The organism is Magnetospirillum molischianum DSM 120 (genome assembly GCF_000294655.1).
GTDB lineage: Bacteria > Pseudomonadota > Alphaproteobacteria > Rhodospirillales > Magnetospirillaceae > Phaeospirillum > Phaeospirillum molischianum.
The window spans coordinates 53,925-74,196 of sequence record NZ_CAHP01000013.1 but is presented as its reverse complement, the minus strand read 5'-3'; the positions used below and the strand labels follow the sequence as shown (position 1 = coordinate 74,196).

The window sequence follows — 20,272 nt, the reverse complement described above, 5'->3', positions numbered from 1 at the left end:
TGGCCTATATAGGGGTGTCGAGGTTTTTTCTCTCTGCATATCGTGATCGCAGAGAACCCTCGTTTCACTTCCCCAGGCTAGCCGCAGCGTCTGGGTGATTTCCACATAAGCACTATTCACTCGTGGGTGAGCGCCGCATTGCCTTGACCTCTGCGCGCTGGGCTTTGCCGTCCAACCGTCTTGTCCGTGATCCCAGAGTTGGGCGGGTGGGGCGGCGCGGTATTGGTGGCGGTACCGCATCACGAATGAGCGCGATCAGCCGTTCGAGAGCGTCGCGGCGATTCGCTTCCTGGGTGCGGTGGCATTGGGCCAGGATCATGAGAACGCCGTCACGGTTGATCCGCCGTCCCCCCAGTCGCTCCAGTCGTTCTTTGACCGCCTCCGGCAGCGTCGGTGAATTGCGGACATCAAAGCGCAAGCGTACTGCCGAAGACAAGGTGTTGACGTTCTGGCCGCCGGGGCCGGACGCGCGCTGATAGCTTTCCTCTATTTCGCTTTCGGCAATAGCGATTCTGTCGGTGATCGGGATCATGGTGCCAAAGTGGTACGGCATGTTTCGTCTCGAGGGAAGCGGGAAAGCACAGAGTGCTGGGGTGAAACAGCTAGGCGACGTCGTTCGCGATGGGTTTTAAACCCACGCGGGAATGACCGGTCAAGGCTGATGGCACGGCGGAAACAAGATAGTCGGCAAGAGCTGAAATGGCGTCTCCGCGTGCGGTCCCCAAGAACAGGGCGATTTCCGTATCCGGCAATTTGGGCAGGTTTTCGGCCGTACCGAGAACCGCAAACTCCGGCAATATCGCGCTTTGTCCGAGAACACTGACGCCCATTCCCGCCGTGACCGCCGCCTGGACGCCGGACAGGCTTGTGCTCGTATAAACGATTTCCCAAGAGCGCGCGCTTTGCCGGATTCGTTTCAACGCCTCAGGACGATAGACACATCCGGCGGGAAACATCACCAGCGGGAGCGGGTCGGACAAGAATTGATGGTTGCGCGATCCCACCCAGAGCAACGGCTCACGCCACAGGATCTCGTCCGCCGTCGCCCCGTTCGGTTGCCGCGCAATGACGAGATCGAGATCACCGTCTTCCAACTCACGCAGCAGGTTCGCGGTGAGCGCGCTTTTTACGTCGAGGCGGGTTGCGGGATAGGTGTCGGCAAAGCGTCGGAGCGCAAAAGGAAGGAGTTGCGGGGCAAAATCTTCGAGAATTCCCAGTCGCACGGTGCCGGACAGGCGGGGGCGGTGAAGCTTGAGGAGCGCTTCGTCGTTTATGCCCACCATCGCCTCGGCATACGTGCGAAGAATCTCACCATGTTCCGTAAGAATGACTCCTCTGCCTTTGCGCTGAAACAGTGGATGCCCGACCGCCTCTTCGAGGCGACGGATGTGCAGGCTGACGGTCGATTGCGTTTTGCACAGGAAGCTGGCCGCGCGGGTGAAGCCGCCATGCCGCAAAACGGCAAGAAAGGTCCGCAGCAGTTCCAGTTCGAGATCCAATTTGCTACCCATCGGAATTAACGATCCTAAGAGATCGATTAATATCATTTCTCTCATCAATCGTCACGCTCTACCATAGCCTTTATCGGACTTCGTGATGTCACCTAATAATATTTGGAGCGTTCCCTGAGTGGAAAGACATTGCTGAGTCAGTAGAAATCACCATCACAAAGGAGAAGACAATGCCGGCGGTATCGTTGAGTGGGCTGCTCGCCGGTGTTGTGTTCGCGGCGATCTGGAGCGGTTCTTTTATCGCGATCAAGTTCGCGCTGCCGATGACATCGCCTTTGTGGTTGGCCACGGTACGATTGACCATCGCATCTATGCTATTACTGGCCTTCTTTGCCCGTCCAGCTATAAAAATAATCCGCGATGCATCTCCTTCGACGAGGATGAGAATGCTGGTGGCCGCAATTCTTACCCAAAGTTATTACCTTGGTGTCACGACTTACGTTCTCATTACACTTCCTGCTGCTTTGGTGTCGATATTGGGGGCAAGTTTACCTCTCGTTTCAATTCCAATTGCCATCGCTATACTTGGTGAGAAAGCGAGTTTTCGCGAGGTGATGGCCACGCTTGTCGGCATCGCCAGCATCATCGTCGTAATTTTAGGGAAAGCCGAATCCCATGATCTTTCGGCGTCTCTGTTTTCACCTTCTATTCTGCTGATGTTGTCTGGCGTAATCGCTCTTGCTTTGGGGAACACTCTGCTGAAGTCGATCGTTTCCAGATCGGGCATCATTCCGTTGGTTGCCACACAGATGGCAATCGGCGGCCTTGTCCTGCTCTTTTTTGCCGTCTTGATTGAAGGTCCGCCTCATTTCGACTGGCAACCCGAAGCGGTTCTTGGGTTCGCCTATCTCGTCCTGATGGGTTCCATCACGGGAACCTGGATATGGATCATTGTGCTGGGGCGTTTTTCGGCCATTGGATCAAGCGGTTTCTTTCTGCTCATCCCCATCTTCGGAATTGTCTTCGGAAATATTTTCTTCGGTGAGGCTGTTACGCAAATTCAAATTATGGGAACGGCCGTGCTGTGCTCAATGATCCTGGTGAGAAGTCTATCAAAGAGATAAAGCCATAGGGGGAGGTTATGAGAAAAAATCTCGTGATTAATTTTATATTCATTTCCGTTACGCTGTCTTCGTGCTCGTCTTTTCCAGACTCTGAAATTCAGTCTAAGGAAAATTCCGCCACTCTTCCTCTTGATGTTGGCAATGGTATTGGTAGTCAGTTCGGCAATTACCCCGCACAGCCAGAGGGGGAGGCGCGTGGTCCATTGGGCGAGCGCTGTGTTGTCGTTAACTGGGATCGTCCGCTCACGAAAGAGCTCGCCTTGCGTCTGCAATCCGTGTCGTGCGACTCCAAGGACCTTCCTCCGGGAAAGATGGCAGCCAGGGAGATTTCCCGCACGGTCATTCCTCTTTCTGAAAGTAATGTAAAATATTAATATATTGAATTGAGATATTAGATTTGACCGCTCTCCTGGTCGTGGGCGATATAGCCCCCTCTCAACCGTAGCCTCTCGTCCGTCGAGCCGGGTCACGATAGAAGTACATCTTGGTGACTTCGACGAGAGCGAGATAGGCGGCGGTTGCCGCCGCGAGATAGACAAAGAACATCGCCGGTGGCGGCACGAAGCCGAACCATCGCCCAACCGGCAGCAGCGACAGCGCGATCGCAACGGCGACTGCCGCGAAGGCCATGCCGACGAGGAAGCCGCGCGGGCGGCTGCGGAACAGTCCATGCCGGGTCCTGATCGCGAAGACCACCAGGATCTGGGTTGTCATCGATTCGATGAACCAGCCGGTTTGGAACACCGCCTCGCCAGCCCCGAACAGATGGAGCAGGGCGGAGAAAGTCAGGAAGTCGAACACCGAACTGACCGGGCCGAAGATCAGCATGAAGCGCTCGATCTCCGACACGTTCCATGTTACCGGGGCGGCGATCGAATCCTCATCGACCCGGTCGAACGGGATCGCGATCTCCGAGACGTCATAGAGTAGGTTGTTGAGCAGAATCTGAATTGGCAGCATCGGCAGGAAGGGGAGGAACAGCGCCGCGCCCGCCATGCTGAACATGTTGCCGAAATTCGAACTAGAGCCCATCAGGACGTATTTCGACACGTTCTGGACCGCGCTGCGGCCATGGACGACCGCCTCGCGCACCACCGACAGGTCGTGTTCGAGCAAGATCAGGTCGGCCGCCGCGCACGCGACGTCGGCCGCGCCATCGACCGAGATTCCGACATCGGCCGCATGGAGCGCCGGGGCGTCGTTGATGCCGTCACCGAGGAAGCCGACGACGTGGCCCATCCGCTTCAGCGCCAGCAGGACGCGATGCTTTTGCTGCGGGTTAACCCGGCAGAACAGATTGACCCGTGATAATTGTCCGATCAGCGCCTCGTCGGAAAGATGCGACAACGCATCGCCGGTGAGCACGCCGGTGACCGGGATGCCGATTTCGGCGAAGACGTGGCGGGTTACCAGTTCGTTGTCCCCGGTCAATACCTTGACCCCGATCCCGGCTGCGGCCATCGCCTGGATCGCCGCCCCGGCGGTCGCTTTCGGCGGATCGAGGAACACCGCGAAGCCAGCGAATAGCAAGTCGGCCTCGTCGGTTATTGCCGCCGTGGCGTGGTTGCGTTCGACCCGGCGGGTGGCGATGCCGAGTGCGCGGAACCCCTCCGCGCCGAGCGAATCGAGGGTGGCGGCGAAGGTCTGACGCGTTGCATCGTCGAGGACGATCTCGTGGCCATCCGCTGCCGCATAGCGTCCCGATAGCCGGAGCAGATCCTCGGGGGCTCCCTTGACGATCAACTCGCGCTGGTCACCGTGCTCGACCAGTACCGAGACGCGCCGCCGCTCGAAATCGAACGGAACCTCATCGATCTTTTCCCAGCCCGTCATATCGAAGGGATGAGCGGACAAGATCGCTTCGTCGAGCGGGCTTTTCATCCCGGATTCGAATCGGCTGTTGAGATAGGCGTAGCCAAAGGCTGGCGTGGTCTCGGCCCCGAATCCGTCGATGACGCGCACCAGCCGGATGGTGGCTTCGGTCAGCGTCCCGGTCTTGTCGGTGCACAGCATGGTCATGGCACCGAGATCGTGGATCGCCGACAGGCGTTTCACGATGACCTTGCGCCGCCCCAACTCCATTGCCGCCCGTGCCAGTGTCACGGTGACGATCATCGGCAACAACTCGGGCGTCAACCCGACGGCAAGCGCCAGCGCGAACATCAGCGATTCCATCACGGGCCGATGGAAGGAGATGTTGACGACCAGGACGAATAATACCATCAGCACGGTGAAGCGGGTGATCAGCATCCCGAAGCGGTGGATGCCGATGGTGAAGGCTGTGTCGGGCGGCTTTTCCGCCAGACTCGTCGCCAAATGGCCGAGCGCGGTATGATTCCCAGTACGACAGACGACAATCGTTGCCGTGCCGCTGATCACCGACGTACCAGCGAAGACCGCATTCGACGCTCCGACAGCGTTCTCGCTCCCGGTTGCCGTGTCGCCCGCCTGCTTGGGGGCCGGATAGGGCTCTCCGGTCAGCAGCGCCTCGTTGACGAACAGGGTGCGGCTTTCGAGCAGCCTCGAATCCGCGGGTACCATGTCACCCGCGATCAGTTCGACGATATCGCCGGGGACCAGTTGGTCGATGGGGATCGACTGGCTGCTCCCGTCACGACGCACGGTGGCCTTGACCGCCACCGACCGGCGCAGAGCCTCGACGGCATTCTGGGCACGGACCTCCTGAACGAAGTCGAGCGTCATGCTAATCGTGACAATGGCGAAAACGATCACGAAACTGGCGATATCGCCGGTTGCGGCCGAAAGCCCGCTGGCGATCAACAGGATGATGATTAACGGATTGCGGAAGCGGGAGAGGAATTGTAACAGCAGCGGCGGACGTTTAACGGCCGCCGCTGTGTTGAGGCCATTGGCCTTCAAGCGTTCCTGCACCCGGCCCGCGTCGAGGCCGACAGCCGTGGTCTCTAGTCGTTCGAGTAGCCGCCCGGCCGGTACCGACCAAAGTTCCTCGGCGCCAATATTCAGGGGAGGGGCTTGGTTTCGTGGAGAGATCATGCTTTGGAACGGACTCCGTCCCCCGGTACGGCGATCAACCCAAGCGGAACGGAGGGAAGTGAATTGATCCGCTTTCCTTCGATTCGTCGCCTGCGAAAGCAGGGCGGCGACAGCGAGACCACGATATCGTCGGTGTCGGGATGGCGGGAGCGTCGTAAACTACCCATCGGGGCAGGTTTGTTTGTTCAGCCCATCAGAATTACCAGATACCGGCGAATAGCCCCTTGCAACGATGCGCCGTTATTATCCCAGCATCTCGGGCTTGAACCGCGAGCGGCGGTCTATGGTTTTCCCCGAGAGCATGAACACGCCATCGTGCCTTGGCCATTGCCGTTGTCCCTGATGGTCGTTTCCAATTGCGATTGTAGCGCTTCGTCCTGTCGATGGTTGTCGGTGAATATTTATGAATTAAGGGAAAGTAACGGCACGGGTATATACCGAGCCTAGCAATAAGGCGGCCATGGTCGGCACTGTCTTATTCCCGGACAGCCTGCTGTCCTCGGAACAAGGAATCACAACCATGTCCGCACCCAGCAGTCACGAAAGAGCAGCCGAAGCCCACACTGAGGCCGCCAAGATTCACCATTCGGCAGCGGAGCAGCATAAGAAGGGCGACCATAAAGTCGGCCTCGAACATGCTGAAAAGGCCGTCAAGCACTCCGAAAAGGCACATGAAGGTTCCAAAGAGGCGCATGTGGCGAGCAAGTCCGCGCACTGATCGTCGAATGTACCGCTCTCCCTGCGGCGATCAAAAGCCGTGGGGAGAGACATCATGGCGTCGGAGTGTCGGTTTCCTCCGATCATCGCATCGCTGAAGGCGTCTGACATCTGTTGCCCTGGCATTCGATCGCGTTGCTGACGGCAGAGGGGGAGCGCCTTGGACGATCCCTATACGATTCTCGGTGTGCCGCGGGACGCCAGCGCGGATGATATCCGCACCGCTTACCGTGCCCTGGCCAAACGGCACCATCCCGACCTTAACCCCGGCAACGCCAAGGCAGAGGAGCGGTTCAAGGCGGTGGCCTCGGCCAACGAGCTGTTGTCCGATCCGATCAAACGCGGTCAGTTCGATCGGGGCGAGATTGACGCCGCCGGTCAACAGCGAGCGCCACGGTCGTCTTATCGCGATTACGCCGAGGGTGCGTCCGGGCATCGCTACGGCAGCGGCGGGGCGCAGTCGGAAGGATGGAGCGCCGAGGATTTCAGTACCATTTTCAGCTCGATCTTCAACGAAGATCGTCATCCGGGCGGCAATAGCCCCACCCTCGGGCGCGATGAGCTCTACAGCCTGTCCACGTCCTTTCTTGAGGCCATCAACGGGACAACCCGGCGGTTGACGCTGCCGGATGGTCGCGTCCTCGACGTCAAGATCCCTCCGGGAACGGCGGAAGGCCATGTGCTGCGTCTGCGTGGCCAGGGCGGCAAGGGCACGAACGGCAGCCCGGCGGGAGACGCTCTGATCGAGGTTCACGTGTCGCCGCATCGCTTTTTCGAACGTGACGGCGACGATATCCGGCTGATTCTGCCGGTGACCCTGGCCGAGGCCGTGCTCGGTGGCCCGGTCGAGGTGCCGACGCCGGGCGGTCAGGTGCGGATGAACATTCCGCCCCACTCCGATAACGGCACCGAATTACGGCTGCGGGGGCGGGGCGTTCCGGGACAGGGGGGGAAGCCCGCTGGCGATCTCTACGCCACCTTGCGGGTGGTACTGGGGCCGCCGGATGCGGCGTTGGAGGACTTTCTTCGCACCTGGAAACCGGAACATCCGGTCGTGCCAAGGCAAAAGATGGAGGCTGGACAATGATCGGAATCGAGGTTGTCGTCGGGCAATTATCCGGGCTGACGCGTCAGGATCTGGAGCGGTGGATTTCCAACCAATGGGTCAGGCCGGATATTGACGACGGTACTTATGTCTTCCGCGAGATCGATTTCGCTCGGGTGCGGCTGATCCAGGAACTCCGCGATGAATTGCTGGTCAACGAGGAGGCGCTGCCCGTGGTGCTGTTGCTGCTCGATCAGCTTTACGACCAACGCCGCAAGATGCGCGAGCTTTGCGATGCGTTGCGACGAACCGCGCCCGATGATCTGCGCCGGAAGCTGGCGCAGCATCTGGTACAAAGCGCGTTATGATTCGGCACGTCCCTAAAACCCAGGCGATGGTTCTCCAGATGAACCAGATCCGGTGCCGACAATCTGCACGATTTTCCGGGCTATGTCCTCAGGCGAGAGGATGAAGTCGATACAACCGCTTTTGATTGCGCTTTCTGGCATGTCTGGGTGCGGGGCGGTATCAAGCCTTTGCGCGATCGTGATGCCGCCCACCTCTTTGATGCCGCACAGCGCCGCGGCACCATCTCCATCATAGCCCGAAACAATGACGGCAATAAGCTGTCCGTCCCAATTCTCCGTGAGCGAGCGCAGGAAGACGGTGATCACGTCGGGCCAGCCCCGCGGTTTCGAGATCGGTTTTAAGCGGAACTCTCCGTCTTGCATGTGGAGGTCACGCTGTTCTGGAATAATGAAGACATGGTTGGGTTCGATCAGAAGCTGCTCGGTGATCAATTCAACCGGCATCATAGTGTAGCGCGGTAGAATCTCATGAAGCATTGTGGCGACGGTTCTGAGGTGATTGACGATGACGATAGCAACGCCTGTATCGGGCGGGAAATGCTGTAGCAGCCGGGTATAGGCATCAAGACCGCCCGCCGAGCCACCGACACAAACGACTGGAAAGTCCATCGCGGAGCGGTTCTTCGCCACCATTGGCTCTATCCCGCTTTCCCGGTAGCCACGGCAAAAGCCCGCACCCAGGCGATGAAGTTCCGCATCCAGCCTTCAAGGAAGCTCTGGCTGTGCGGGCCGATATTTCCGTCCGCGTCGAACAGATCCTCATTGGCTTGGATGAAGGCCTCGGGTTGGCCCAGCGTCGGCATGTTCAGGTTCGCCAGAATGTTGCGCAGATGCTGCTGCGCCATCGCCGTGCCGGTCGCGCTGACCGAAACGCCGATGATCCCGGCGGGCTTTTTCAGCCAGGCGCTCTGACCATAGGGCCGCGAGGCGTGGTCGATTGCATTCTTGAGCACACCGGGAATCGAGCGATTATATTCCGGCGTGACGAACAGAACCCCCTGGGCAGCCCGTATCCCATCTTTCAGCCGTGTGACGGATTCCGCCGGAGTGGCATCGTCGTCCTGATTGTAGAGGGGGAGGTCGTCGATCGGAAGATAGGCGAACGAGACATCTGGCGGAGCGAGCTTCTCAAGGGCCAGCGCCAGCTTTTTGTTGAACGAGTCGCGGCGGAGGCTGCCGACGATAACGGCGATCCGATCCTGGCTCATGACATCTCTCTTTCAACGTCGGGAATGTCCGGCCGAACGGCATTAACGCACGAACAGATAGATGATAATCAAGACTGGGATTGGAACGCCGAGAAGCCATAGAAGTCCGTATTTCATCGCTCATCCTCCCTGGTAAATGTCAATCAGCGGAACAGATTCGACCGGGCGAGGTCTACGAGGTCGTCGCCCTGTCCGTTCATCATCGCTTTCAGCGCATAGAGGCCAAAGCCAAGCCCCTGGGCCAAGGTGGTTTTGGGTGGCATCGCCAGTTCCTGACGGTTGGTCAGGACATCGAGCAGGGCAGGGCCGTCATGGTCGAGTACCTCCCGCAGCGCTCCGTCCAGATCGGCCGGGTCCTCGACCCGGCGGGCGAAGACTCCCATCGCCCGCGCCATCGCCGCGAAATCGGGATTGACCAGATCGACGCCGGTTTCCAGAAATCCGGCGACCTTCATCTCCAACTCGACGAACCCCAGCGTGCCGTTATTGAAAACGATGATCTTCACTGGCAGCGCTTGCTGGGTCAGAGTGATGAAATCGCCCATCAGCATGGTAAAGCCACCATCGCCAGACAGTGAGACGACCTGTCGCGACGGAAAGGCGGCTTGTGCCCCCAACGCCTGCGGTAGGGCATTCGCCATCGAGGCATGAGTGAACGAACCGATCAGGCGCCGCTGTCCATTCATTTTCAGATAGCGGGCAGCCCAGATTGTCGTCGTCCCGACGTCGCAGGTGAACACGGCATCGTCGGCGGCACGGTCGCTAATGATCTGGGTGAGATATTGCGGATGGATCGGCGTGCGTCCGGGATGGCCGACCGCCAGATCGTCCAGTTCCTGGCGGGCTTGGGCATATTTGGCCAGGCTCTCGTCGAGATGGGTTCGATCCGGCTTCGCATCCAGATGGGGCAGGAGGGCCGTGATCGTTGCCCCGACATCGCCCACCACGCCGAGATCGATCGGACAGCGTCGCCCCAGATGTTCGACCCGCAGATCGACCTGAGCGACCTTCGCTTCGGTCGGATAGAACTGCCGGTAAGGGAAATCCGTTCCCAGCATCAACAGCGTGTCGCAAGTCTGGAGCGCATGATGGCCGGAACTCAGCCCGATCAGTCCCGTCATTCCGACAGTGAAGGGGTTGTCGTACTCGACTCCTTCCTTGCCGCCCAGGGCATGCACGATTGGAGCGTTCAGCCGTTCGGCCAGACGGATCAAATCGTCATGAGCGCCATAACATCCGCGCCCGCAAAACAGCGAGACCCGCTTGGCGGCGTTAAGCATCGCCGCCAGCGCATTAATCGTCTCGTCGTTGGGGCGGACGACCGGAACCGGCGGCAGCAGAGACGCCGACGAACGCGCATCGGCGGGCGCTTTCATCAAGGCGATATCGCCGGGGATGACGATCACCGCGACGCCCCGTTGGCCGATTGCGGCCCGGATCGCCGTTTCCACCACGCCCGGCATCTGTTCCGGTGTCGAAACCATCTCACAGAAATGGCTGCATTCGGCGAACAGGATTTGAGGGTGGGTTTCCTGGGAGTAATGCCGTCCGATCTCCGCACTGGGAATCTGCGCCGCGATCGCCAACACCGGCACGCGGGAGCGGTGACAATCGAACAGGCCATTGATCAGGTGCAAATTGCCGGGGCCACAACTTCCGGCGCAGACTGCTAATTGGTCGGTCAGGTGCGCTTCGGCCCCGGCGGCAAAGGCGGCGCTTTCTTCATGACGGACGTGGATCCAGTCGATCTCCCCCTGCTGCCGCAGTGCTTCGGTGATCCCATTCAGGCTGTCGCCGACCACGCCATAAATACGCTGGACCCCAGCCCGGACAAGCGTCTGGACGAACAGATCGGCGACCGTGTTGGCGCTCACGGCAACAATCCCGCTTTGCGGATCGCGGCGGGTTCCTCCTTTAAGGTCGCCTCCAACGTGATCTCGGGGACACTGGCCAGCGCCTTCGACAGCGGACAATCGCGCTTCGCCCCCTCGGCAATCTCGTGGAATCTCGCCGTATCGACGCCGAGCCCGGTCGCCGTCAGGATCAGGGCGATACGATCGATCAGAAAACCCTCGCCCTGGGGGACAAGACGGACATTGGCGGTGGTCTCGATTTCGGTGATGGCCAGTCCGGCTTTTTCCGCTGCAAACGAAAACGCCATGGTGAAACAGGCTGCGTGGGCCGCGCCGAGGAGTTCTTCTGGATTCGTGTTGCGCCGTTCCGCACCGAAACGGCTACCGAAGCCATAAGGGGACCGGGATAAAGCCCCGGTTTCGGTGCTGATCGTTCCATGGCCGGTTTTGCCCTGGCCGTCCCAATGCACGCTTGCGGCTTTTTCAGTCACGGAGCAACTCCTGCCTCGGCGAACGAATGATTAATCGTCAAAGACTAACCATCGGTGACGCCATAGAGGCAGGATCGGAAAATACGCTTATGGTCTCAAGTCTGTATTGGTGTTTGTGTAAACTTTTTTGTTTATTTTATGAATTGTGATCATTTCTTTTCAAGAAACTCTTAAGTATATTCCGACACTATAAAAATATTTGTTTGTATTGATATTTTGGATTTACAGCTGCTGCATCATCGCTGCTCCAGCATTGGGACACGCCGTTTCCGCTTTTTTCGAACGGTGCGGGGTCTCTTGACCTCGGAGATATCCCAACATGCCCTAGCTCAAGGAATTTCCCATGGTCAAACCATCTCGCGCCCTTCTGTTCACTCTTCCCCTGGTGTGGAGTTCGCTGGCGCTGGCCGAGCCGACCTCTCCGGGCAAGAACGAGCCGGTGCTGACCCAGCAGGATCTGACCGCGAGGCATGTCAAGGCCTGCGACGATCATTACGCCCATCGGGGCGGAGAGCTTGGTTATCAGGAAGCGCGACTTAAGCTGACCGAGCCGCAGAAGTCGGCTTTCGCCAAATATCGCCAGGATTCTCTCGCGGCAGCGGAAACGATACGGACCGCATGTCATGCCAACGGCCCCAAGGCCGGGGTCAAGCCGACAGTGCTGGAGCGCGAAGCCAGCAAGGAGGCTCACCTGAAGCTTGAGCTTCAATCCCTTCAGGAGACTCGACCGGCGCTGGAGGCGTTTTACGCGACTCTGACTCCTAGCCAGAAGGAAACCTTTGATCGGGAGCCAAGCGATAAGGATGGAAAGGCCGGTAAGAGTAAGGCCTCTCCGCACGAAAAGAATTAGATAATCGATTGTAATTGTGAAAATTACAGGTGAGGTGAAGTCATCGGTAATTTGTTGTTATATCGGATCTTTTCGGGTGATTCTGTAGGCTTGGTGATATCCAGCGTTTGCCCGAACGCAAGGATACATCGATAAATTCAAGGATATGTCCATGAAATACCGGATCGCCACCATGTGCATCGCCCTTGCCGTCATGCTGTCCCCGGTTTTCGTTGGGGCGGCGAACGCGGAGAGCGACCGTGCACAGGCCGAGACCTACGTGAAGGACTCGACCATAACAACCAAGATCAAAGCCAAGCTGGCAGAAGAAAAAATCAAGACTCTGCTCGATATCAAGGTCGAGACCGACAGCAAGGGTGAGGTTGAGTTAAGTGGGAACCTCGCCAGCCAAGCCGAAATCGACAAGGCGATTGCGATCGCACGGTCCGTCTCCGGCGTCACTTCGGTCAAGAGTGAGTTGAAGATCAAGACGGACAAGTAGGGGTTCTGGCGTGCAACCGGCGGGGGTAGGTCGATGAAACTGCCCCGCTTGGGTTCTTTGTTCGCTGTTCTGCTGCTGGCCGGATGCTCGTTGGCATCCGAGCCGGTGCGGCCCGCTTTACCGGTGTCGGCAACGTGGCCGATGCCGGATCGCGGCGATCCGCTGGCACGACCGATTCGCTGGCAATCCTTCTTTGTCGCCCCCGCATTGGCGGACCTGATTGCCCAGGCGCTGGAAAACAACCGCGACCTACGCATCGCGGTCCAGCGGGTCGAGGTGGTTCGTAACCAGTACCGTATCCAGCGCGCCGAGTTGTTTCCACACCTTGACGGCGGGGTGGATTCGTCTCGTGCCAAAACGCCCGCCGATCTGTCTTATACGGGTAAAAGTGTCGTTGCCAACACCTTCCGCGCGTCGGTCAGCGTGGGGTGGGAGTTGGACCTGTGGGGCCGTATTCGCAGCCAGGATACCGCCGCGCTGGAACGCTGGTTGGCAACGGACGAGGCGCGCCGGGCGGTTGCCCTCAACCTGATTGCCGAAATCGCCAATACCTGGCTGGTCGGGCGTGAATTGGACGAGCGAATCGTCCTGGCCATGCAGACGATCGACAGCCGTCGCGATTCCGCCCGGATCGCCCGGCGGCGCTATGAGGTTGGTGCCTCGCCCCGGATCGATCTGACCCAGGCTGAAACCCTGCTCGGTCAGGCCGATAGCGCCCTGATCACGCTGGAGCAACAGCGTGAGAAGACGCGCAACGCCCTGACCGTTCTGGTGGGGGGGCCGGTCGGGGCCGAGATCGTGGCGCTGTCTTCGGTCGAAGACGCGGTGGTGCGCGACCTGCCGCCGGGCCTGCCGTCAATCCTACTGGAGGATCGTCCCGACATTCGCGGCGCCGAGAACCGGCTGCGTGCGGCGGAGGCCGATATCGGTGCGGCGCGGGCGGCGTTTTTCCCCCGCATCGCGTTGACCGGCGATTACGGCACCGCCAGTGCGGCGCTTGACGGTCTGTTCATGGGAGGAAGCCGGATCTGGACGCTTGCCGCCAATCTGTCGATGCCTCTGTTCGAGGGAGGGCGCTTGCTGGGTGCTTTGGGCGAGGCCAAGGCGCAACGCGACAGTGCCGTGGCCGAGTACGAGCGGACGGTGCAAACCGCCTTTCGCGATGTCGCCGATGCCCTGGCGGCGCGGCGCTGGCTGGGGCAGCAGGTGGCGGCGCAGCAGCGAACCCTGAATGCGTTGATCGAGCGCGCCCGCCTGTCTCGGCTCCGCTATCTCCATGGTGCCTCGACCTATCTCGATGTGCTGGACGCCGAGCGCGATCTGTTCGCCACCGAGCAGGCGCTGGTCGAGACCAGACGCGCCCGCCTGTCGAGCGAGGTCAATCTGTATGCCGCCTTGGGCGGGGGCGACGATGAAATCGACAGGCGGTCCCCATGACCAAAACTGACGCCTCGCCCGATACCAAGACGGAGATTCGGACGGAAACCCGTACTGAAACCAATCCGGACGGTAAAATCGTCACCAAGACGGAAATCAGGACGGAAACAAAGACCGAAACAGCCCCGGATTCGAAGGTTGAGACCCGGACGGAGACCCACACCGAAATCAAGCCCGATGCCACCATCGAAACAAAGGTCGAGACTCGGACGGAGACCAGGGGGACAGCCGAGGCCAAAGCCGAAGCCAAATCTGCTCCTCCGCCTGACGCTCATCCAGAAGAGAAGAAGCCCGAGACTGAGCCGAAACCCGCTCCAACTCCCACGCCGAAACCAGAAGACGCAAAGCCCGCCCCCAAGCCCACCCGAACCAAATGGATCGTCGGGGGGGTGATCCTTGTGGTGGCGGTGGGACTTGGACTTCTGGTCTGGGATCTGTTGAAGCCAAAGCAATTGGGGCCGGGCTTCGCCAGCGGTAACGGCCGGATCGAGGCGGTTGAAATCGATGTCGCGGCGAAATTGCCCGGTCGGCTGGCCGATATTCTGGTCAAGGAAGGCGAGGTCGTCGAACGCGGTCAGGTCGTTGCCCGGATGGATACCCAGGGGCTTGACGCTCAGATGGCCGAGGCCGCCGCCGATCTGGCGCGGGCCGAAAGCGCCATCGTTACCGCCGAAAGTCAGGTGACGCAACGCCGGAGCGAGCGGGCGGCGGCGCTGGCCGTCGTCGCGCAACGCAAAGCCGAGCTGACGGTGGCGGGCAAGCGGCTGGCGCGCTCGCGAACGCTGTCGAGTGAAGGGGCGGCCGCGGTACAGGAATACGATGACGATCTCGCCAGTCAGCAAGGCAGCGCCGCCGCCGTTGCTGCCGCTCAGGCTCAGGTCGCTGCGGCTGATGCCGCGATCGTTACCGCACGGGCGCAGGTTGTTGGCGCACGGTCCAGCGCCGATGCGGCCCGCGCCACGATGACGCGAATCCAGACCGACATCGAGGATTGCGCCCTCAAATCGCCGCGTGACGGTCGGGTCCAGTACCGGGTGGCGCAAGCGGCGGAAGTGATCGCGGCCGGGGGCAAGGTGCTTAATCTGGTCGATCTGTCCGACGTCTACATGACCTTTTTCTTGCCCGATGCCGCCGTGGGCAAGGTCGCCCTTGGCAGTGAAGTGCGTCTAGTGCTCGACGCGGCGCCGCAATGGGTGATTCCGGCCAGTGTCTCGTTTGTGGCCGATGTCGCCCAATTCACCCCAAAATCGGTCGAAACGGCCAGCGAGCGGCAAAAGCTGATGTTTCGGGTCCGGGCCAGGCTCGATCCGGAATTGCTGAGGAAATTCAGCCGCGACGTCAAGACGGGGCTGCCCGGCATGGCCTATGTTCGACTTGATGCCGCGCAGGACTGGCCCGCTCGCCTTGCCCTTCATGTGCCGCAATGACCCCGCCCGCAATCGCCGCCGAGGCGATGGCGATCCGACTCGTCGAGGTCAGCCTGCGCTATGGAAAGAATCTGGCGTTGGATCGGGTCAGTCTGGCGCTGCCCTTGGGTCGGATCACTGGTCTGATCGGGCCGGATGGAGTCGGCAAATCGACGCTGTTCAACCTTGTCGTGGGCGCGCGGGCGGTTCAAGACGGGCAGGTCGAGGTGTTGGGCGGCGACATCGCCGATCCCCGCCACCGGATCGCGATCTGCCCTCGTATCGCCTTTATGCCGCAGGGGCTGGGCCGTAACCTCTACGCCACCCTTTCGGTGGTCGAGAACATGGATTTCTTCGCCCGGCTGTTCGGTCAGGACAGGGCCGAGCGTGAAAGCCGGATCGACGATCTGTTGGCCAGTACCGGGCTGCTGCCGTTCCGTGACCGCCCGGCGGGAAAGCTGTCCGGGGGAATGAAGCAGAAGCTGGGGCTGTGCTGTGCGCTCATTCACGATCCCGATCTGCTGATTCTCGACGAGCCGACCACCGGTGTCGATCCGCTGTCACGGGTCCAGTTCTGGGATCTGGTCGAGCGGATTCGCGCCGTGCGGCCAGGGATGAGCGTCGTCGTCGCCACCGCCTATATGGAAGAAGCGGAACGATTCGACTCCCTGGTCGCGATCAATGCCGGGCGGGTAATCGCCACCGGCACGCCTCAGGAACTGCTTGACCGTACCGGCGCGGCGACGTTGGAAGACGCCTTTATTGCCCTGATGCCGGAAGAGCAGCGGCGGCGTCACCACGCCGTGATGATTCAGCCCCGGACAGTGGATTCCACCGTTGAGGTGGTGATCGAGGCGAAGGGGCTGACCGTCCGCTTCGGCGATTTCACCGCCGTCGATCAGGTCGATTTTCGGATCGAACGCGGCGAGATTTTCGGCTTTCTCGGCTCGAATGGCTGCGGCAAGACCACGACGATGAAGCTGTTGACCGGCCTGCTGTCGGCCAGCGCGGGCGAGGCCCGGCTGTTCGGTCGGCGGGTCGCCACCGTCGATATGGCGATGCGGCGTCGGGTCGGATACATGACGCAAGGGTTCTCGCTCTATTCCGAGCTGACCGTGGCGCAGAATTTGACGCTGCACGCCCAACTTTTCGGGGTTTCCGCGGCGGAGGTTCCTGGCCGGGTTGCCGAGATGGCCGACCGCTTCGAGCTTGCCGCCGAGATCGAGTCTCTGCCGGACACCCTGCCGCTGGGGGTGCGCCAACGTTTGTCGCTGGCGGTCGCGATGGTCCACAAGCCAGAACTGCTGATTCTGGACGAGCCGACCTCCGGCGTCGATCCGATCGCGCGCGACATGTTTTGGCAAATGATGGTCGATCTGTCGCGCAACGATCTGGTCACGATCTTCATCTCGACCCACTTCATGAACGAGGCCGAACGCTGCGACCGCATTTCCCTGATGCATGCCGGTCGGGTTTTGGTTTGCGACAGTCCAGCGGGCGTGATCGCCGGACGTGGTGCGGCCAGTCTGGAAGAGGCCTTCATCGATTATTTGACCGAGGCCGGAGGCGCGGAGACATCTGGCGCGAAGGCCCCGGTCGAGATCGTGCCCCCTCCCGCCACGCCAGCGCCAGTGTGGCGCGGTTTCAGCCCGCGGCGGATGTGGAGCTATACGAGGCGCGAGGGGCTTGAACTCCGCCGCGATCCCATTCGTGGCACGCTGGCGCTGTTCGGCACCGTTATCCTGATGCTGATCATGGGCTATGGGATCAGCCTTGACGTCGAGAATATCCGCTTTGCCGTTCTCGATCATGACGGGACTAGCCTCAGCCGCGATTACGCGACCACCCTATCCGGCTCGCGCTATTTTTCGGAACAGCCGCCGATTGCCGATTATGCCGATCTGGATCGCCGGATGGCGAGCGGTGAGCTGGGGCTTGCCATCGAGATTCCCCCTGGCTTCGGCCGCGATATCGATCGCGGGATGCCGGTCGAGGTTGCGGCGTGGTTCGACGGCGCGATGCCGCAGAGGGGCGAGACGATCCAATCCTATGTCCGCGCCATGCATGTTTCCTGGCTATCGGAAACGGCGTTGCGCCGGTCGGGCACGCGGCCGTTCTTCAGCCCGGTCGAGGTCGAAATCCGATTTCGCTACAACCCCGAAATCGTCAGCATCGTCGCGATGGTGCCCGCGCTGATTCCGATTCTTCTCTTGATGATTCCGGCGATGTTGACCTCGTTGAGCGTGGTGCGCGAGAAGGAACTCGGCTCGATCGTCAATCTCTATGTGACACCAGTGACTCGGGCCGAATTCCTGATCGGCAAGCAAATCCCCTATGTCCTGTTGGGGATGGTCAATTTCGTCCTGCTCACTCTGCTGGTAACGGTGGTGTTCGGCGTGCAGCTTACCGGCAGCCTCGCCTTTCTGACCGTTGCGGCGTTCCTGTTCATTCTGTCGGCGACGGCGATCGGGCTGGTGATGTCAACCTTCATGCGCAGCCAGATCGCTGCGATTTTCGGTACCACCATCGGCACCATCGTCCCGGCAATCCAATATGCGGGGCTGATCAATCCGGTTTCGTCGCTGGAAGGCGGTGGCGCCATCATCGGCCGGATTTTCCCGGCGACCTACTTTCTGATCATTTCGCGCGGCACTTTTTCCAAGGCGCTGGGATTTGTTGAGCTGTGGCCGTCGCTTCTCCCCATCGTGGCCAGCATCGTCGTATTGATGACGCTGTGCATCCTTCTCCTCAAGAAGCAGGAGGGGTGAGTGTCATCGTTCGCGACCATCGCCCGGTTGGGCGTCAAGGAATTGCGCAGTCTGGCCAGCGACCGGATCATGCTGGTGCTGATTCTCTACGTCTTCAGCCTGGGGATTTATGTCGCGGCGACGGTGATGCCGGAAACGCTGCATAACGCGCCGATCGCGATTATCGACGAGGACGCATCGCCGCTGTCGGCGCGGATCGCCAGCGCGTTCTATCCGCCGCATTTCCAGCGGCCCGAGATGATTTCCCTGGCTCGGCTCGATCCCGGCCTGGACGAGGGAACCTATACCTTTATTCTCGACATCCCCCCTGATTTTCAAAGCGATCTGCTGGCGGGGCGACGCCCTAGCGTTCAGCTCAACGTCGATGCCAACCGGGTCAGTCAGGCCTTTACCGGCAGCGCCTATATTCAGGCGATGGTGGTTCAGGAGGTAACGACGTTCCTGCGCCGTGACCGTCCCGCCCCCCCGGCGCCGGTCGATCTCGTGCTGCGTGCCCGCTATAACCCAACGCTGACCGAATCCTGGTTCGGCGCGGTGATGGAGATCATCAACAATGTGACGATGCTCTCGATCATTTTGACCGGGGCCGCGTTGATCCGCGAGCGCGAGCGGGGGACGATCGAGCATCTATTGGCGATGCCGGTATCCCCGTTTGAAATCATGGCGGCCAAAATCTGGTCGATGGGACTGGTGGTGTTGCTGGCGGCAAGCTGCTCGCTGCTCATCATGGCACGAGGCGTGTTGGGTATCCCGATCGCGGGATCGATTCCGCTGTTTCTGTTCGGGGCTGCTCTCAACATCTTTGCTACGACCGCGCTTGGCATCCTGATCGGGACCATCGCCCGCTCGATGCAGCAATTCGGTATCGTTATGATCCTGATCCTGATTCCGCTTCAGGTCCTGTCTGGCGGTCTGACGGCCCGCGACAGCATGCCCGAGCTTGTCCAGGATCTGATGATGCTCGCGCCGACCACCCACTTCGTCATCCTGGCTCAATCGATTCTGTATCGTGGGGCCGGATTCGATGTGGTGTGGTCACAATTGCTGGGGCTGTTCGTCATTGGAGCTGGATTTTTTAGCGTGACCTTATGGTATTTCCGCAAGGCGATGACGAATATGGCCTGAGCGTTTGTATTGGGTTGTGAGGTCAATCTACTTAATCAAGATCAATTTCGAGATATTTTATCCAAGTAAATTAATTTAAATTATAGTTATATAATTAATTGCCATCGGCCAAAATTTATATTTGTTCATATTTTACGGCATCAGGAGGTGGCGACGATCTGTCGTAGCCATCCTTATCTTAATCGGAGTGTCGGGCTTCGAACGTGTCATGGACAAAAACGGGAAGCGGAGTGGATTGGAAAGGGGATCGAGAAGGGAGGGGGAGATCCGTGTGATTGACATAAAGATGGACGGGTCAATTCCATTAAATCTTTTAATAACAAGAGTATGTTCGTATTTTGTGAGTGAAAATTCGTCGTTTATGTCGGAGGGGTATCGGTTGATAGGGTGCTGTCAGGCGATCTCTTGCCGTTCTGTGCGTTCGGAATAACGTATTCTGAAATTTTCTGTCCTAGACAAAAAATGTTGACGGCGGCGAATCGCAGTGTCATGATCCGTTCATTGAACAACGGGAATGAGAATTTAGTTCGAATTGAGCGTGTAGAAATTAAATTTAATTTTCTGTGTTCTTTTTTAATTGGGGTTACCGTGGCTCGATTGTTATAGAGTTACGAAGACTGGCGTTTCGAAGTTTTGTTCGTCAGTATTTTGGTGTGCTTGTAGTATAAGATACCCCTAAGTGCGAACGGGACTTGCTCGGTCCCGTTCGTTTAGTTTGTAAGGCGTGATTTTATCCGCCCATGCGAGCGCCGCCTCATCATCACTCTGACGCCCTCATTCCAATGTCTTTTTGTTATATACAAAATGACAGAGGGTTCCGTGTCCCGTACAGCGTGGGCTTCCTCCTGAGGTGGAGTGATGCAGAGGGGTTTTCCTCTCTCATCGTTTGGTCTCTCTGTTCGATTGAATTAATATTTCTTATTTATTTCAACA

General features: G+C 59.3%; 18 protein-coding genes. 11 read left to right on the top strand and 7 right to left on the bottom strand.

Going from position 1 to position 20,272, the window contains the following annotated elements; all coding sequences use genetic code 11:
* Positions 1–112: 112 nt before the first annotated feature.
* Together arfB and PHAMO_RS04300 are read right to left on the bottom strand one after the other, a co-directional pair.
* Positions 113–553 (bottom strand): alternative ribosome rescue aminoacyl-tRNA hydrolase ArfB, encoded by a 441-nt coding sequence (arfB, locus tag PHAMO_RS04305; RefSeq protein WP_002726798.1) that lies wholly within the window; start codon positions 551–553, stop codon positions 113–115.
* Positions 554–602: 49 nt separating this feature from the next.
* Positions 603–1,499, bottom strand: a complete 897-nt coding sequence (locus PHAMO_RS04300) for a LysR substrate-binding domain-containing protein (RefSeq protein ID WP_155801543.1) — start codon at positions 1,497–1,499, stop codon at positions 603–605.
* Positions 1,500–1,681: 182 nt separating this feature from the next.
* Between PHAMO_RS04300 and PHAMO_RS04295 the strand changes: the two genes are divergently transcribed.
* Together PHAMO_RS04295 and PHAMO_RS19275 are read left to right on the top strand one after the other, a co-directional pair.
* Complete coding sequence (locus PHAMO_RS04295) at positions 1,682–2,575, top strand: DMT family transporter (RefSeq protein ID WP_002726794.1); 894 nt, start codon at positions 1,682–1,684, stop codon at positions 2,573–2,575.
* 17 nt (positions 2,576–2,592) lie between these two features.
* Positions 2,593–2,949, top strand: coding sequence for a hypothetical protein (locus PHAMO_RS19275; protein WP_002726792.1), 357 nt, complete (start codon positions 2,593–2,595; stop codon positions 2,947–2,949).
* A gap of 61 nt (positions 2,950–3,010) precedes the next feature.
* Here the strand turns inward: PHAMO_RS19275 and mgtA are convergent, their stop codons facing one another.
* The gene (gene mgtA, locus PHAMO_RS04290; protein ID WP_002726790.1) at positions 3,011–5,590 is read right to left on the bottom strand and encodes a magnesium-translocating P-type ATPase; all 2,580 of its coding nucleotides are present in this window, start codon (positions 5,588–5,590) and stop codon (positions 3,011–3,013) included.
* A gap of 460 nt (positions 5,591–6,050) precedes the next feature.
* On the opposite strand from mgtA, the gene PHAMO_RS04285 reads away from it, so the two are divergent.
* From PHAMO_RS04285 to PHAMO_RS04275, 3 genes are all read left to right on the top strand, one after another.
* On the top strand, positions 6,051–6,308 hold the full coding sequence (locus tag PHAMO_RS04285) for a hypothetical protein (RefSeq protein WP_002726788.1): 258 nt from the start codon (positions 6,051–6,053) through the stop codon (positions 6,306–6,308).
* Between the two features lie 159 nt (positions 6,309–6,467).
* Positions 6,468–7,394 (top strand): DnaJ C-terminal domain-containing protein, encoded by a 927-nt coding sequence (locus PHAMO_RS04280; RefSeq protein ID WP_002726786.1) that lies wholly within the window; start codon positions 6,468–6,470, stop codon positions 7,392–7,394.
* Positions 7,391–7,720 carry a chaperone modulator CbpM gene (locus tag PHAMO_RS04275; RefSeq protein ID WP_002726784.1) on the top strand — a complete coding sequence of 110 codons (330 nt, stop codon included), beginning with the start codon at positions 7,391–7,393 and terminating at the stop codon, positions 7,718–7,720. Before PHAMO_RS04280 ends, PHAMO_RS04275 begins: the two co-directional genes overlap by 4 nt.
* 12 nt (positions 7,721–7,732) lie before the next feature.
* Here PHAMO_RS04275 and PHAMO_RS04270 read toward each other — a convergent pair whose 3' ends face one another.
* The 4 genes from PHAMO_RS04270 to PHAMO_RS04255 form a co-directional block, all read right to left on the bottom strand.
* Complete coding sequence (locus PHAMO_RS04270; RefSeq protein WP_002726782.1) at positions 7,733–8,353, bottom strand: chemotaxis protein CheB; 621 nt, start codon at positions 8,351–8,353, stop codon at positions 7,733–7,735.
* Between the two features lie 5 nt (positions 8,354–8,358).
* Positions 8,359–8,928, bottom strand: a complete 570-nt coding sequence (locus PHAMO_RS04265) for an NADPH-dependent FMN reductase (protein WP_002726780.1) — start codon at positions 8,926–8,928, stop codon at positions 8,359–8,361.
* A gap of 143 nt (positions 8,929–9,071) precedes the next feature.
* Positions 9,072–10,802 carry a ubiquinone-dependent pyruvate dehydrogenase gene (gene poxB, locus PHAMO_RS04260; RefSeq protein WP_002726778.1) on the bottom strand — a complete coding sequence of 577 codons (1,731 nt, stop codon included), beginning with the start codon at positions 10,800–10,802 and terminating at the stop codon, positions 9,072–9,074.
* A complete protein-coding gene (locus PHAMO_RS04255; RefSeq protein ID WP_002726775.1) occupies positions 10,799–11,272 on the bottom strand; it encodes an OsmC family peroxiredoxin in 474 nt (157 codons plus the stop codon). Before PHAMO_RS04255 ends, poxB begins: the two co-directional genes overlap by 4 nt.
* A gap of 343 nt (positions 11,273–11,615) precedes the next feature.
* On the opposite strand from PHAMO_RS04255, the gene PHAMO_RS04250 reads away from it, so the two are divergent.
* The 6 genes from PHAMO_RS04250 to PHAMO_RS04225 all read left to right on the top strand — a co-directional run bounded on the left by PHAMO_RS04250 (position 11,616) and on the right by PHAMO_RS04225 (position 19,339).
* The gene (locus tag PHAMO_RS04250; protein WP_002726773.1) at positions 11,616–12,122 is read left to right on the top strand and encodes a Spy/CpxP family protein refolding chaperone; all 507 of its coding nucleotides are present in this window, start codon (positions 11,616–11,618) and stop codon (positions 12,120–12,122) included.
* A gap of 151 nt (positions 12,123–12,273) precedes the next feature.
* A complete protein-coding gene (locus tag PHAMO_RS04245) occupies positions 12,274–12,603 on the top strand; it encodes a BON domain-containing protein (RefSeq protein ID WP_002726772.1) in 330 nt (109 codons plus the stop codon).
* Positions 12,604–12,636: 33 nt separating this feature from the next.
* Entirely contained in the window at positions 12,637–14,040 is a 1,404-nt protein-coding gene (locus tag PHAMO_RS04240; RefSeq protein ID WP_002726770.1) for an efflux transporter outer membrane subunit, read from the top strand.
* Positions 14,037–15,467 (top strand): HlyD family secretion protein, encoded by a 1,431-nt coding sequence (locus PHAMO_RS04235; protein WP_002726768.1) that lies wholly within the window; start codon positions 14,037–14,039, stop codon positions 15,465–15,467. Before PHAMO_RS04240 ends, PHAMO_RS04235 begins: the two co-directional genes overlap by 4 nt.
* Complete coding sequence (gene rbbA, locus PHAMO_RS04230; protein WP_002726766.1) at positions 15,464–18,214, top strand: ribosome-associated ATPase/putative transporter RbbA; 2,751 nt, start codon at positions 15,464–15,466, stop codon at positions 18,212–18,214. Before PHAMO_RS04235 ends, rbbA begins: the two co-directional genes overlap by 4 nt.
* Positions 18,215–19,339, top strand: coding sequence for an ABC transporter permease (locus PHAMO_RS04225; protein WP_002726764.1), 1,125 nt, complete (start codon positions 18,215–18,217; stop codon positions 19,337–19,339). It begins immediately after the preceding gene.
* Positions 19,340–20,272 lie beyond the last annotated feature (933 nt).

Coding starts and splice junctions, on each gene's coding strand:
- arfB (WP_002726798.1), bottom strand. CDS start 553: ATGCCGTACCACTTTGGCACCATGATCCCGATCACCGACAGAATCGCT.
- PHAMO_RS04295 (WP_002726794.1), top strand. CDS start 1,682: ATGCCGGCGGTATCGTTGAGTGGGCTGCTCGCCGGTGTTGTGTTCGCG.
- PHAMO_RS19275 (WP_002726792.1), top strand. CDS start 2,593: ATGAGAAAAAATCTCGTGATTAATTTTATATTCATTTCCGTTACGCTG.
- mgtA (WP_002726790.1), bottom strand. CDS start 5,590: ATGATCTCTCCACGAAACCAAGCCCCTCCCCTGAATATTGGCGCCGAG.
- PHAMO_RS04285 (WP_002726788.1), top strand. CDS start 6,051: ATGGTCGGCACTGTCTTATTCCCGGACAGCCTGCTGTCCTCGGAACAA.
- PHAMO_RS04275 (WP_002726784.1), top strand. CDS start 7,391: ATGATCGGAATCGAGGTTGTCGTCGGGCAATTATCCGGGCTGACGCGT.
- PHAMO_RS04270 (WP_002726782.1), bottom strand. CDS start 8,353: ATGGTGGCGAAGAACCGCTCCGCGATGGACTTTCCAGTCGTTTGTGTC.
- PHAMO_RS04265 (WP_002726780.1), bottom strand. CDS start 8,928: ATGAGCCAGGATCGGATCGCCGTTATCGTCGGCAGCCTCCGCCGCGAC.
- PHAMO_RS04250 (WP_002726773.1), top strand. CDS start 11,616: ATGGTCAAACCATCTCGCGCCCTTCTGTTCACTCTTCCCCTGGTGTGG.
- PHAMO_RS04245 (WP_002726772.1), top strand. CDS start 12,274: ATGAAATACCGGATCGCCACCATGTGCATCGCCCTTGCCGTCATGCTG.
- PHAMO_RS04240 (WP_002726770.1), top strand. CDS start 12,637: ATGAAACTGCCCCGCTTGGGTTCTTTGTTCGCTGTTCTGCTGCTGGCC.
- PHAMO_RS04235 (WP_002726768.1), top strand. CDS start 14,037: ATGACCAAAACTGACGCCTCGCCCGATACCAAGACGGAGATTCGGACG.
- rbbA (WP_002726766.1), top strand. CDS start 15,464: ATGACCCCGCCCGCAATCGCCGCCGAGGCGATGGCGATCCGACTCGTC.